The organism is Staphylococcus sp. Marseille-Q5304 (genome assembly GCF_943737015.1).
Classification (GTDB): Bacteria; Bacillota; Bacilli; order Staphylococcales; family Staphylococcaceae; genus Staphylococcus; species Staphylococcus hsinchuensis.
The window spans coordinates 291,099-305,961 of the sequence record NZ_CALSFP010000001.1 but is presented as its reverse complement, the minus strand read 5'-3'; the positions used below and the strand labels follow the sequence as shown (position 1 = coordinate 305,961).

Here is a 14,863-nt window from a genome sequence, read left to right as displayed (position 1 = left end):
GGTTTATTGTTTTTTACATATACATCACGTAACATTGATATTAATAATTATTTTAAGGAGCCTATTCATATGACAACATGTCTTATTGTTGACGACGACGCTAAAATATTAGAATATGTTTCAACGCATTTAGAAAGAGAAGGTTTAAATACTGTAGTGCAAACGAGTGGGGAAAGTGCATTAGACTACCTTGAGACCCAACAAGTCGACATTGTAATTGTAGACATTATGATGAGTGGAATGAATGGTTTTGAGTTATGTCAAACTTTAAAGGAAGACTTTGAACTCCCAGTCATTATGCTCACAGCCAGAGATGCATTAAGCGACAAAGAACAAGCTTATATTACAGGAACTGATGATTACGTCACAAAACCTTTCGAAGTAAAGGAGCTTATATTTAGAATTAGAGCTGTTCTGAAAAGATATAATATTAATGCTAATAAAGAATTAAATATTGGAAACCTCACGTTAATCCAATCTTATTTAGAAATTCAAACGCACAATAAAACGATGAATTTACCAAATAAAGAGTTTCAATTATTCTTTTTACTGGCTTCTAACCCACATAAAGTTTTTAGTCGAGATGACATCATTGAAAAAATATGGGGTTTTGATTACGAAGGTGATGAACGTACTGTAGATGTCCATATTAAACGATTGCGCAAACGACTCGAAAAGCTAGAAGCCAACGTTACAATTCAAACAGTTCGCGGACTTGGCTATAAGGTAGATGCTCATGTTTAAATCACTCTATACGCGCTTAGCTATTTATCTCATCACCATGTTATTAGTCAGTGCTGTAGCAAGCTTTCTATGTACTAATATTATTTACCACCAATATTTAAAAGCAAATAACGATGCTAAAATTATGCGAACGTTAAAGGATTCTAGAACGTTCCACAGTGAAATGCCTCAAGAAGAGTCAAAGAACTTCTTTAAACATATAGGCGAAATGAACTATCAACTTATGACTGTAAATACTTCAGGAAAGAAAACATTTTATGGTGCTCATTTTAGAAAAGATAATATATCCAAACACCAGATTGATAAAGTATTAAACGGCCACGATTACCATGGTATTAAATCTTTGCCTTATAATCTTTTCATCACAGGCTTCTTTGAAAATACAACAAAGAATACTGTCGGTGTTACATTTAACACTAAAGAAGGTGAACTCGCGGTATTTATGCGACCTGATATAGGAAAGACCTTTAGCGAATTTAGAATCTTTCTTGCAATATTAATCGCGTTATTATTGATTTTTTCAATTATATTAACGATTTCAGCAACGTATTCGATTATCAAACCCATCCAACAACTAAAACAAGCAACACATCGATTGATGCAAGGAGATTTTACTACACCTATTAAACAAACACGTGAAGATGAACTTGGAACATTGCAATATCGATTTAATGATATGCGACTTTCTTTAAAGCAAGTCGATGATATGAGACAACACTTCGTTCAGAATGTTTCTCACGAAATTAAAACACCTTTAACACATATACATCATTTATTAGATCAATTACAAAGCTCTAAAGATCCTGTATTACGTGACTCATATATTAATGAAATTCACAGCGTAACGACACAACTCAGTGATTTAACGAAAGAACTCCTATTATTATCTGAAATCGACAATGGTACACATTTAAAATTCACAGACACTGTAGCATTAAATCAATTACTGAAAAAAATAGTTCGACATGAGCAATTTGCAGCAAATCAAAAAGACCTTATTATTATGTCTGACTTAAATGAAATAAATTATGATGGTAATGAAAGATTATTGTATCAAGCATTTCAAAACCTGATTACAAATGCGATTAAATATTCGGAAAGACATGGCACGATTGAAATTACTCTAAACCAAACTTCCACTGCTATTATTTGTACAATCACAGACGATGGTCTAGGCATGGATACTGAAACACAAGCACATTTATTCGAACGGTTCTATAAAGTAAATCATGAAAATGACAACAGCAACGGACTTGGCCTTGCAATTGCTAAAGCAATAATTGAATTACATGAAGGTACCATCCAGGTTGAAAGTCAAATTAGCCAAGGTACAACTTTCACCATTGAACTGCCCTCTAGCCACTCATGACAAACTTAAATATAAATTACTCGTATATTAATGAGCCATTACAACTTTATGTGCAATTGGACAGTAATTATGCGCTGGCTCCCAAGGGAAAAATGTCTATCTACAAAATGAAGTAGCGCCTTGAAAATTTTTGCATAAAAAAACTGCCCACAAAGTTATAAGCTTTGTCGACAGTCAAACAGTGAAGACCTTCAGTCTTCACTGTTTTTTTATAATAAAAATCAAATGCATTAATCGATTTTTAAGTTGTTTTTAACTTCTTGATTAATTTGAGTATATAACGCTTCGTTATCAGAAAGTTTCATACCAAATGAAGGTACTAATTCTTTTATTTTCTCTTCCCATTGAGGGAATTCATCTTTATAACAACGCTTCAATAAATCTAACATAATATCAACTGCTGTTGATGCACCAGGTGAAGCACCTAATAATGCTGATAATGAACCATCTTCAGAAGTGATGACTTCAGTACCAAATTGTAAAGTACCTTTACCTTTATCAGTATCTTTAATAACTTGGACACGTTGACCCGCAACGACAATTTCCCAGTTTTCACTTTTAGCATTTGGTACAAATTGTCTTAAGTCATCCATTCTTTCTTCACTAGATAACATTAATTGTGAAATTAAATATTGCGTTAATTTCATTTCTTTTGCACCTGCTGCTAACATTGTTAGTAAATTATTTGGTTTAACAGAATTAATTAAATCCATATTAGAACCTGTTTTTAAGAATTTAGGTGAAAAGCCAGCGAACGGTCCAAATAATAATGTTCTCTCACCATCAATATAACGTGTATCTAAATGAGGAACTGACATTGGTGGCGCACCCACTGGAGCTTTACCATACACTTTTGCAAGATGTTTTTCAGTAATAGATGGTTCTCTACAAACTAAGAATAAACCACTTACAGGGAAACCGCCGATATGTTTAGATTCTTTAATACCTGTCTTTTGTAATAAACGTAAGCTCGCACCACCTGCACCGATGAATACGAAATTACTCTCTACGAAATATTCATCACCTGAGTCTAAGTCTTTAATTTTAACTTCCCAAGTGCCATCTTTTTGTTTTTTCAAGTCTTGAACTTCTTGGCCATAGTTAAGCTCTGCATTTTTCGCTTCAAGATTGCTCAATAATTTCTTAGTCAATTCACCGAAGTTTACGTCAGTACCTGTCTTATCATATGTAATTGCCATAGGAATATGAGAAGTACGACCTTCCATAATTAAAGGAGTCCACTCTTTAATTTTTTCTTTATCATCAGTGATAACCATATTTTTAAAAAGGATGTTTTGGCTTAAACGATCAACACGACGTTTTAAGAAATCTACATTTTGCACACCTTGTACAAAGCTCATATGTGGCACTGGTTTTATAAATGATTCTGGATTCTTTAATTGACCTTGCTTAACTAAATAACTCCAAAATTGTTTTGATACTTGGAACTGTTCATTAATTTTAATTGCTTTTTCAATATCAATTGAACCGTCTTTATCCTCTTTAGTATAGTTCAACTCACATAAAGCTGAGTGTCCAGTCCCAGCATTGTTCCATGCGTTTGAACTTTCTTTAGCAGGTTCAGACAATCTTTCAAATAATTTAATTTCTTTCTCTGGTGTTAATTCTTTTAATAATGTTCCTAGCGTTGCGCTCATAATACCGCCACCAATTAAGATGACATCTGTTTTGCTATGTTGTGTAGTCATAACAAATACAGTCCCCCTTCTGATATGTTTATAGAAATAATTACTTCATCTGATTACTGTTACATCTAATTTGATAAAGCGTTTTCTAAAGTTTAAAAAATAAAAAGTCAGTTATTATTAATGATATTTTTTAGAATCATACAAACACTAGACAAATATCTATACTTTCTTAATTATATACCTTATTATCTTCTGAAAAAAGGGATTTCAGAAATTCTACACAAATTTTGTTGAAATGACAAAAATTAAAATGTTTGAAATACATTTTTTTGGAAAAAGTATCGTTATAAACATGATTAAATAATTACATTTCACATATAATTTATTATGATAGGTGAATTTATTTCAATACATGCTATAATTATCAATAATTTCGAATTCAAACTTATGGGAGGTCCCCAAATGAAGTCAATCACATTTTTTATGCATAACGTCTATGCTATAGGAGGAACAGTAAAGGCGATATCACAACTTGCAAATACGCTTGCAGAAAAAGGTCATCATGTAGAAATTATTTCTGTATTTAAAGCCCAATCTTCACCATACTTTGAACTCCACCCATCTATCATAGTTAAACCATTAATCGATTATCGACCTCACCCTAAGAATTTAATCAGTATTTTCTTTAACCGTATCAGGCGATATACTTCTATGAACCAACCTAAGAAAATTTCTCAATTCGAACCAGGAATAAACCAATTTTCTCGTTACGTTGAACGTAAAATGATTAAAGCCCTGAACAATATTTCTACTGACGTCATTGTGGGTACTCGAGCAAGTTTCAATATTTTAATAGGAAATCATGTGGCTTCGCATATTGAAAAAATCGGGATGGAACATATGAATTTCTCTGCCCATCCCAAATCGTACCAACACGAAATCATTCAAGCGTACGAACGTTTAGATAAAATTACTACACTTACTTCTATAGATCGACGTGTTTATCAAAGACATCTTTCTCGTCCGGTTTACGTAATCCCAAATATTTTGTCAGAACCACGCTTATCTTTATCAAAGTCTAAGCTCATTACTGCCGCAGGACGGTTAGAATATGAAAAAGGTTTCGACTTACTCATACAAAGTCTTATACCAATTAAACAACATCTCAACCAGTTTAACTATATCGTAGAAATCTTTGGCGAAGGACAAGAAAAGGATAAATTACAACGTTTAATCGACGAAAATGGCCTCCAAGAAATCGTCCGACTAAAAGGGCAAACACAACAGCTTAATGAACAATTAGCAAAAAGTGAAATCACTGTCATCCCTTCTCGTAATGAAGGATTTGGCATGGTCATTTTAGAAGCAATGAATCAAGGTAGCATTATTGTAAGTTTTGATGGAAATGTTGGCCCTGATTCCATCATTGAAAATAATATTAACGGTTATTTAATCGGACACGGCGATATAAAGGCACTATCAAGATTATTACTTAGATTAATAAACCAAGAACTGAAAGAACATGTACTCATTGAAAATGGTTATAAAACTGTTGAACAATATTCTCCAGATAAAGTCTATGAAAGTTTCATTTCAATGTTAAATAGCTAAAGTATGCCACCATATCAAGTCCTCAATTTTCAGGCAAAACTATGACACATACAGTAAAACCACTAAGTTTCCTCAAACATTAAAGGAATTTAGTGGCTTTTGTTATTAAAATGCTAATTTTATTTTAGAGCATTTACATAATTAAATTTAAAACAAATGTCCATATACAAATAAATACAAGTAAACCAATACTATAATGTAATGTCATTTTTAAAAGTTCTGATTCTTTCCCTACTTGTTTAACAGAGGCTGTGGCAATTGCAATTGATTGAGGTGATATCAGTTTAGCAGCCACCCCACCAACTGTATTGGCCGATACGAATAATGCCCCATTCGCGCCAATGTTATTAGATACAGCGGCTTGTATCGGAGCAAAGAGTGAATTATTATTCACTACTGATCCTGTCATAAATACTCCGATCCATCCTAATATAGGTGAAAGTAACGGAAATACGTTACCTGTCTTTGAAATACTATTTCCTAATGCAGTACTTAAACCTGCATAGGTCATTAATTTCGAAATCACTAATATAAAACAAATCGTAATAATTGAAAGCCATAACTCCAAGAATGTTTCTTTTAATAATTGTAACAGTGAGCTGAATTTAACACTTTTAGACATGACAAAAGTTATCAACACTACAATAAGGATGGCTGTTCCTGTTTGGCCAATGAAATTGAAAGGAAGTGTTATTGCCTTTTGTGCTACATCACTATATGTTCCAGGAATTTCTATTTGTGTTGCTAGAAAAGCTAAATGTCCACCTGGTTCATATAGTTTCTTAAATTGAGGTGCGCTCCATATCATTACTACAATTGTTAAAATAATAAACGGACTCCATGCGTAAATTAATGTCTTAATATTATGTTTGTCAGGTGTTTCAATTTTTTTATCGTTATTTACTCTAAAAATATTTTTAGGTTGGAACTTTCTAGAAAATAAAGCTAAAGCTAGCATGGCAAGTAAAGGAGGGATAATGTCAGCTAATTCAGGCCCAATAAACATTGCGATGAGACCTTGCCCTATAGTGAATGTCACACCTACGACTAATATTGCAGGTAATGTTTCTTTAATACCTTTAAAACCATCAACGATCCATACTAATAAAAACGGAATAAACATGTTAATTATCGCTAAGGTGAACACAGATGTTTGGGAAACGGCAGAACTCGAAACGTCACCATGTAAATTCAACGAATCAACAACTTGAATTGGGATACCAATCGCACCATAAGCACCTGCAGAAGCATTTGCAATCAAACACAACATAGAGGCTTTTAATGGCCCGAAACCTAATTGTGTAAGTAGTAGTGCACAAATAGCAATAGGAACACCAAAGCCTGCTGCGCCTTCTAAAAAGCCATTAAATGCGAAAGCAATTAAGAGTAATTGAATACGTTGGTCTTGAGAAATACTAGAAATACTATCTTGAATGACTTTAAACTGGCCTGTTTTATTCGTTAGCTTATACAATAATACAGCCATCATTACTATATAACCGATAGGTAAAATACCTTGATAGAAACCTTCTATAGCTGCGCCAGAAGCTATATTTACTGGTAGCTTAAAGAAAAATAACACAATTACTAAAGTAACAATAACGGTTGTAATAGATGCATATATACCTTTCATCTTAAACACGGTTAAACACAACAGGAATAATATAATTGGTATAGCAGCAATGAGACTTGAGAGCCATACATTATTAAAGGGGTTAAAACTTTCAACAAACATTTTGATTCACTTCTTCTTTCATCTATATTTTTTATCACTAAAATCCTCACATTTAATTTGTGAATCATTTCACAATTAAAGTATAACACCTTTTCCAGCAAATACAACTCCATTTTTACGATCTTCAAAATTTTAGTGCATAAATATTAAATCACCTTATATAAATATTTATTTAATAGCACTGTGTGTCTTTAAACTCATAAGAACAACGTGATAGAATAGTATTTATAAATATAAACTAGAGGGATATAAATGATTAAACAATTAACAATTCAAAAATGGTCTGAGTTAGATGCACGATTAACAGATGCAACAGCTGAAGGCTATACACATTTCATAGTCACAGATGAGAGAATTAATCTATATCAAGAGCAATTAGACGCTGTCGAACTCCACCCTTGTACAATTGTTGTCGATTATACCATTGACCAACACTATTTAAATGATTGTCGTTACTTCGGAAAGAGGCAAATCACATTCGATGACTGGATAGAAAATATCAACCATTATCCAAATGTTATTTTCCATATTGAGACCATACAACATATGATTAATCATCATTACGTCAATGCACTATTTGATTTGGTTGTCTTATCCTTATTACAAGAAGACATTGTTACAGATAGTCATGTTGTTTTTGATTTCAAAGAAACATTTTCAACAAGCCCAAATGTTTGGGAAAGCGTTAAACAATTACAACCATTAAATACAACAGCATTTAATTTAAATAAATTGGCTTATCAACATCATCATTCAATTCCATTTAAAGCCAAAGATACTTTAGCTCCAGAACAATTGCGCACCACAGATAAAATGTTGAAAAATTCAGGATTTAAATTACCGCATTGGCTATACAATACCATTGAGAAAAAGGCATTAAAGAAACACAAACAAATGAGTTATATTTATCGCAAAGACAAATCAAAACTTCAAGATCATATTGTATTTTTAGGTTTTGATTATCAATTCAGAGGTAATTCACGCTATTTATTTAACCATTTTGCTAAGCATTTCTCTAAATTACCTATTTACTTTATAACGAAAGATGTCAATGGACCAAACTTTATTAAACCTGACGATCATAAAGCAAAAGAACTCATAGAAACAGCACGTGTCGTTATTCTTGAAAGCTACATACCTGATGATTTAAAACCAAATGGCACAATTATACAATTATGGCATGGAACACCGATTAAAAAGTTATTTTTAGATAGTCGTGAGCCACATCAAAATCAAAATATTTATAACTATAGAGCTAGAAAATATAATAAATGGATACAACAAGACTATTTAGTTGTTGATAATGATGCAATTATCGATACGTTTAAGTCTGCTTTCCCACAGCAACACACGAAAGTTTTAAGTGCAGGTTATCCTAGAGTCAGATATTTATTAGATAAACAACATGACCTACCTTATCAAAACTTCATTAAAAAAGAATTACGATTAAATCATGACAAACCAACACTACTTTATGCTCCTACGTGGAAAACGAAAGCAGAAGCAGAAGATTTGCTACCAATTAGTGATGGTTTATTAAATAAATATAATGTTATTTATAAAGCACACAATGAAGACCGCAATGCGTTCAAACCAGATAATGCAATTATTGCGCCTGATCATATAGAAACTCAAGATTTAATTTTAGTTTCTGATGTAGTACTGACAGATTATTCATCTATTATTTATGATGCGATTACAGTAGACAAAATTGTATGTCAATATACACCAAACCATGAGCGATATGTCTCAGAACGTGGGGTCTATGAGGATGTAATGGATGATTTAGCGACTGTACGTTATAGCGACTCAAAAGCTTTATTAAATGATTTAATCAGTCATCAAATGAAACAAATCAAGTCAAGCCAATTTGTGAATGATGATAATCATGCATTTGAGACTTTATCACACATCATACAAAAGTCTTTTAAAAACAAATAACCTAATGATCTTATCGAGAACATAAAGAAGCTGGACAACCTTTCAAAATTGAAAGTGTTGCCCAGCTATTTTTCTATTTAATTAGCTACTTATCGTTGGTAAGCAGAATCAACAATTCTTACGATGCCTTGTTGATCTACTGTAGCAACTGTATAAGTGCCTGGTTTAGCCTGGTTTTGGAAACTAAAGACATAACTATAATTTCCATGACTACCTCTTAAACTGTAGTCATTATATGTGTGTTGTTGGCCAGTTGCAGCTTTAACTTGAGCTGAAGCGTTATTAAGTGAGTTCTGGAAGTTTGGTAAATGTCTTAAAGCATCTTGTGAATTAACATTACCGTTAGAAACGCTTTCTGAAACAGCTGCTGCTCTTTGACCTTGATAAGGTGGGACATAACGTGTAGTTTGTCCGTTTGAAGCAGTATTATTATTAGCACTGCTATTATTTACATTGTTAGCGTTCGCATTACTGTTTGACGCATTGTTAGAAGCTCCATTAGAAGCACTTGAACCTGCTGACGCAGCGCCACTATTTGACGAACTACTATTGCTGTCAGAGTCGCTATCACTTGAATTGCTACTATCTGACGAGTCACTATCTGATGAAGAACCGCTGTCTTTTGATGATGAGCTATCTGAACTCTTATCTGAGCTTTTGTCATCACTAGATGAAGAAGAACTATCGTTGTCCTTCTTGCTATCTTTACTTGATGACGATTCTTCTGTTTTATCTTTTGAACTATCGTCCTTTTTGTTGCCGCCTTCATCACTACCATTTGAACAAGCTGCTAGGGCTAAAGATAGTGTTAGAAAGCCTGCTAGAAATTTCTTCATAATAGAAAGGCCTCCTTATTGTCTAACACTTATATTATTATTGAGAGCTGTCACTTGAAGATGAAGAAGAACCACTATCTGAGCTAGAACCGCCTGAAGTAGAACCACTATCTTCTGATGATGAGCTACCTGAGTCACTACTTGAGCCTGAGTCTTCTGATGATGAGCTACCTGAGTCACTGCTTGATCCAGAATCTTGTGATGATGAAGAACCACTATCTGAGCTTGAACCACTATCTTCTGAAGATGAAGAACCGCTGTCTGAACTTGAACCACTATCTTCTGAAGATGAAGAACTGCTGTCTGAGCTTGAACCACTATCTTCTGATGAAGAAGAACCGCTATCTGATGAAGATCCACTATCTTTTGAAGATGAGCTATCTGATGAAGAACCGCTGTCTTCTGATGATGAGCTATCTGATGAAGAACCTTTGTCTTCTTTGCTCTTAGAATCTTTTGATTTTTCTTCTGTTTTATCTTTTGAGCTATCGTCTTTCTTACCACCGTCGTCACTATTTGAACAAGCTGCTAATGCTAATGATACTGTTAAGAATCCTGCTAAAAACTTTTTCATGATTAATTCCTCCTAGAATTTTTTACTTTTTAATAATTTTAATTTTCAATAACTAACTTACTTTTCTTAATGGATTATGATTCGCTGCTTGATGAACCGCTGTCGCTTGAGCTGCCTGAGTCACTGCTTGAGCCTGAATCTTGTGAAGATGAGCTGCCTGAGTCACTGCTTGATCCAGAATCTTGTGATGATGAGCTACCTGAGTCACTGCTTGAGCCTGAGTCTTCTGAAGATGAGCTACCTGAATCACTGCTTGAGCCTGAGTCTTCTGATGATGAGCTACCTGAGTCACTGCTTGAGCCTGAATCTTCTGATGAAGAACTACCTGAATCACTGCTTGAGCCTGAGTCTTCTGATGATGAGCTACCTGAATCACTGCTTGAGCCTGAGTCTTTTGATGATGAGCTATCAGAGCTAGAGCCGCTGTCTGAACTGCTGCTGCTATCCTCACTTGAACCTTTATCAGAGCTATCATTACTTTCCTTATCTTTTGATTTTTGTTCAGTTTTATCCTTTGAGCTGTCGTCTTTACTACTACCGCTATCACCACTACCGCCTGAGCAAGCTGCTAACGCTAATGATAGTGTTAAGAAACCGGCTAATAGTTTTCTCATAAAAGAAAATACCTCCTTGAATTTTAATAATCACTGTCCTCTTGAAATTACTTTTAAATGAAATAATCGCAAGAGCATCAATGAGAATTAGTACGTTATACACGTTCAATAAAATCATAAACATTAAATATCTAAACTTTTTTGCATTTAAATAAAAAAGTTACACTATATCAAAGTACTAAATTATTTATTTACATTCATTTAATAAAAAGGGTGTTGTCGTAATATATGTAATAAAAATTTACATTATACAACGAGATTATTTTCCACCAATTTACTTGTATTCAAATGTATATCAATTAAGATTTTACACCTCAGTAATCATTACCTAAGTTACTTAACAGTAGAATTAACTGAAAGTAGAAAGATATATGTATTAAATTAGTAAAAGTTTCGCAAACAATATATGTGGTTTTTATGAAAAATTTAAATTGAAAATGTGAATTTAAAACAAATCATAAGTAAAGCGCTTTCTTACTCTTCACAGGTTTGAGCCTTATTGTGTTAAGCTAAAATTAATGATAAAGTTGGTAGTGTTTTTTAAATATAGATAAAAAAAACGTATGTAAGGAAGTGAGTACTAAAATGACTGAAACATTTAATGCGTTTGTCGTCGATGAAAAAGATGGTAACGTAACCAATGAATTTAAAAAACTAACCTTTGATGATCTTCCTGAAGGTGAAGTTCTTATTAAAGTTAAATATTCAGGTATTAACTATAAAGATGCGTTAGCCACAAGAGCCAATACTAAAATTGTACAATCATATCCAATGGTTCCAGGTATTGATATAGCTGGTGTCGTTGAAAGTTCTGACACGAATACCTTTGATAAAGGGGACGAAGTCGTTGTTACAGGTTATGAACTTGGTACAAATCACTATGGTGGCTTTAGTGAATATGCACGTGTAAAAGAAGAATGGATCGTTCCGCTTCCAAAAGATTTAACATTAGAAGAAGCTATGATTTATGGTACAGCAGGATATACAGCCGGCTTAGCTATTGAAAGACTTGAACATAATGGACTTTCAGTTGAAAAAGATGATGTGCTTGTTCGCGGCGCAACGGGTGGCGTAGGTACATTAGCTACTATGATGTTAGATTCTATTGGTTACGATGTTATTGCGAGCACTGGTAAACAAGGCGTTGAAGACCGCTTAAAAACATTGGGAGCTAAAGAAGTCATATCACGTATTAAAGAAAGTGATTCAAAACCATTAGGCAAGAGACAATGGCAAGCAGTAATTGACCCTATTGGTGGCGAAAGTTTATCACAAATAATTAAACAACTCGATTATGAAGGTAGCGTTGCAGTTATCGGAATGACAGGTGGCACGCAATTTGAAACTTCAGTGTTCCCATTTATACTTAGAGGTGCAAATGTTATAGGTATTGACTCAGTATATACAGCGATGAACCGTCGTAAACATATATGGAGACGTTTATCCCGTGATTTAAAACCAGATAAATTACATGACATTAAACAAATTGTAGAATTCAAAGACATAGAACAATACATTAATGAAGTTTTAGAACATAATAACTCCGGTCGTATTGTAATCAAATTTGAAGATTAAGTAGATAAACATAGGACGTAGAGCAAATACTCTACGTCCTATGTTTTATTTTATCTATTTATAATGTAAATACATGCCTGTTGATTTCGGTTCTGTAGAAATGAAACCAAATTGTTTATACAAAGTATCAGCAGGATAATCTGCTATCAAACTGACATATGTGCCTGATACCGCTACAGTTTCTATATACTCCATAATGTGTTGCATAATTGCTTTTCCATGACCCATACCTTGATAATGAGGATCTACAGCAATATCAATGATTTGAAAAGCAGTTCCACCATCTCCTATTACTCTTCCCATACCGATTAGTTTATCGTCTTCATATAAAGTGACATCAAAGCAAGCATTACCCAATCCGTTCTTTGCTGCCGTTTCTGATTTTTCACTTAAGCCCGCGATCTTTCTTAAATGACAATATTCTGCTACATTCGGAGCAGAAAACTTTATTTCAGCCATTTTTTTCACACTCCTTAACCTCATTAATTCAACTATTTCTCTGCCAGACTATGTTTTACATTCCATTATAGATATTTTTTCATAATAACTTCATTGGATGCTTTAAATACTTCGTTATGACTTGATACGTATCCTTCAGCATTTGCTTCTGGCTCAACATATCGTTTAGCTAAATTGGCCGCATTCGCTGCATCGCTAAATGCACTCGTAATCAAATGTGTTTTCGCCTCATGGTATATGATGTCACCACATGCAAAGAGACCTTCAACACTTGTTGATGTATTGCCAAAGCCTTTAATATTATACTCATTCATCATATCAACACGTGTGGTGGATTGTTCAAGTAATGCATTTTCGATATCAAACCCATGGCTGATAATGACTTCATCAAAGTGATACATCTCTTTATCTTTCGTATCAATATGCTCTAGCACAACTTGGTCTATTTTAGTTTGGGTAGTATCTCCAATTAATTGATAAATATGCGTGTTTGGCATCTGTTTGACGTTTAAATTCCTTAATATATCTTTCATTGCTTCGTAACCTTTAATTTCATCACGCCGATAAATTAAAGTAACACTGTTTGCAATACCATTTAAGTCGTTTGCCCAATCGAGGGCTGAATTTCCTGCACCAGAAATCAACACATCTTTATCTTTAAATTTTTTCAACGACTGAACGACGTAATTTAAGTTGGTCAATTTGTATCTTTCAGCATCTTTAATTTCTAATTGCTTCGGGTTAATGATACCACTACCAATCGCTACTATAACCGACTTTCCCTTATAGACATGCCCTTGCTCACTTTCCACTTCAAACTGTTGATCCCCGATCTTACGTATATCAACGACCCGTTCATTCAAATTAACTTCAGGTTTAAAGTGTAAACCTTGTGCGATTGTGTCCTCTATAACTTCATAACAGGGTTTCGGTGCTAAACCACCAATATCCCAAATAATTTTTTCAGGATAGATTTGCATCTTGCCTCCAAGTTTATCTTGAATATCGATAATGCGCGCTTTCATACCTCTTAAACCAGCATAAAAGCTAGCGTATAAACCAGCGGGTCCTCCGCCGATAATGATGACATCATCCATCGTCATCCCTCCAAACTTTCCAATCATCTCTTTATTTCATTATCCTATAATTGAAAATCATTATCAATATCAAAAACATAACTTTATAAACAAAAAGCACCTCAGTAATTAACCCATTTTCTAACAGGTTACATATATCAAAAAACCTCCATGAGCTAACTCATAAAGGTGTTTCCGAATGTTCAATTTATTCACGCGTGTTTTAAATATTTTAAGATTTAGGGTCTTTAACAATCGCATTTCTTAATAAAAAGAATAATAAAATAAAGCCAGCAGTAATAACTGTATGTCCTATTCCTGCGAACCCAGCAAATGTTTCGGGAACCTTATTGCCAATAACTTGGTAAGTTCCTTTTAAAAACATCATCGCGATTGTTGCTACTACTCCTATATTATATATAATAAAGAACCAATTAAATAAATAATAACTGCTTAATTTAAACACTTTATTTAAACCTAATAATACTAAGTGCATAAACATGCCTAGCATTAACGTGTGCGTATGTACTAAAGCTAATTGTGTATCACCATGAAAATGATGGGCCACTGTTAGCTCTCTATAATAAAATCCACTTAATAAACCGATTACTGTGTAAATCAAAAAAGCATACAATATCCTACGCATCAGCCTTCCTCCTCAATGTCATTATAAGACATAC

General features: G+C 33.6%; 13 protein-coding genes. 5 read left to right on the top strand and 8 right to left on the bottom strand.

Features of this window, described 5'->3' with window-relative positions; all coding sequences use genetic code 11:
* The first annotated feature begins 69 nt into the window (after positions 1–69).
* Together NGI30_RS01375 and NGI30_RS01370 are read left to right on the top strand one after the other, a co-directional pair.
* On the top strand, positions 70–744 hold the full coding sequence (locus NGI30_RS01375) for a response regulator transcription factor (protein WP_251517653.1): 675 nt from the start codon (positions 70–72) through the stop codon (positions 742–744).
* Entirely contained in the window at positions 737–2,113 is a 1,377-nt protein-coding gene (locus NGI30_RS01370) for a HAMP domain-containing sensor histidine kinase (RefSeq protein ID WP_251517650.1), read from the top strand. Before NGI30_RS01375 ends, NGI30_RS01370 begins: the two co-directional genes overlap by 8 nt.
* Before the next feature lie 230 nt (positions 2,114–2,343).
* Here the strand turns inward: NGI30_RS01370 and mqo are convergent, their stop codons facing one another.
* Complete coding sequence (mqo, locus tag NGI30_RS01365; RefSeq protein WP_251517648.1) at positions 2,344–3,822, bottom strand: malate dehydrogenase (quinone); 1,479 nt, start codon at positions 3,820–3,822, stop codon at positions 2,344–2,346.
* A 402-nt stretch (positions 3,823–4,224) separates the two neighbouring features.
* Here mqo and NGI30_RS01360 point away from each other — a divergent pair, with 402 nt between their 5' ends.
* Positions 4,225–5,373, top strand: coding sequence for a glycosyltransferase family 4 protein (locus tag NGI30_RS01360; RefSeq protein WP_251517644.1), 1,149 nt, complete (start codon positions 4,225–4,227; stop codon positions 5,371–5,373).
* 133 nt (positions 5,374–5,506) lie between these two features.
* Here the strand turns inward: NGI30_RS01360 and NGI30_RS01355 are convergent, their stop codons facing one another.
* Positions 5,507–7,108, bottom strand: a complete 1,602-nt coding sequence (locus NGI30_RS01355) for an L-lactate permease (protein WP_251942501.1) — start codon at positions 7,106–7,108, stop codon at positions 5,507–5,509.
* Positions 7,109–7,360: 252 nt separating this feature from the next.
* Here NGI30_RS01355 and NGI30_RS01350 point away from each other — a divergent pair, with 252 nt between their 5' ends.
* Complete coding sequence (locus NGI30_RS01350; protein ID WP_251942500.1) at positions 7,361–9,049, top strand: CDP-glycerol glycerophosphotransferase family protein; 1,689 nt, start codon at positions 7,361–7,363, stop codon at positions 9,047–9,049.
* Positions 9,050–9,138: 89 nt separating this feature from the next.
* Here NGI30_RS01350 and NGI30_RS01345 read toward each other — a convergent pair whose 3' ends face one another.
* The 3 genes from NGI30_RS01345 to NGI30_RS01335 form a co-directional block, all read right to left on the bottom strand.
* Positions 9,139–9,885, bottom strand: a complete 747-nt coding sequence (locus tag NGI30_RS01345) for a hypothetical protein (RefSeq protein WP_251517637.1) — start codon at positions 9,883–9,885, stop codon at positions 9,139–9,141.
* A gap of 37 nt (positions 9,886–9,922) precedes the next feature.
* Positions 9,923–10,459: a hypothetical protein gene (locus NGI30_RS01340; protein ID WP_251942498.1), complete on the bottom strand. Its 537-nt coding sequence runs from the start codon at positions 10,457–10,459 to the stop codon at positions 9,923–9,925.
* Between the two features lie 74 nt (positions 10,460–10,533).
* On the bottom strand, positions 10,534–11,073 hold the full coding sequence (locus tag NGI30_RS01335; protein WP_251517630.1) for a hypothetical protein: 540 nt from the start codon (positions 11,071–11,073) through the stop codon (positions 10,534–10,536).
* A 585-nt stretch (positions 11,074–11,658) separates the two neighbouring features.
* Here NGI30_RS01335 and NGI30_RS01330 point away from each other — a divergent pair.
* The gene (locus NGI30_RS01330; protein WP_251942496.1) at positions 11,659–12,648 is read left to right on the top strand and encodes an acrylyl-CoA reductase family protein; all 990 of its coding nucleotides are present in this window, start codon (positions 11,659–11,661) and stop codon (positions 12,646–12,648) included.
* A 54-nt stretch (positions 12,649–12,702) separates the two neighbouring features.
* Here NGI30_RS01330 and NGI30_RS01325 read toward each other — a convergent pair whose 3' ends face one another.
* The 3 genes from NGI30_RS01325 to NGI30_RS01315 form a co-directional block, all read right to left on the bottom strand.
* The gene (locus NGI30_RS01325; protein ID WP_251517624.1) at positions 12,703–13,107 is read right to left on the bottom strand and encodes a GNAT family N-acetyltransferase; all 405 of its coding nucleotides are present in this window, start codon (positions 13,105–13,107) and stop codon (positions 12,703–12,705) included.
* A 65-nt stretch (positions 13,108–13,172) separates the two neighbouring features.
* Complete coding sequence (locus NGI30_RS01320) at positions 13,173–14,204, bottom strand: NAD(P)/FAD-dependent oxidoreductase (RefSeq protein WP_251517622.1); 1,032 nt, start codon at positions 14,202–14,204, stop codon at positions 13,173–13,175.
* Positions 14,205–14,415: 211 nt separating this feature from the next.
* Positions 14,416–14,829: a DUF2871 domain-containing protein gene (locus tag NGI30_RS01315; RefSeq protein ID WP_251517619.1), complete on the bottom strand. Its 414-nt coding sequence runs from the start codon at positions 14,827–14,829 to the stop codon at positions 14,416–14,418.
* Positions 14,830–14,863 lie beyond the last annotated feature (34 nt).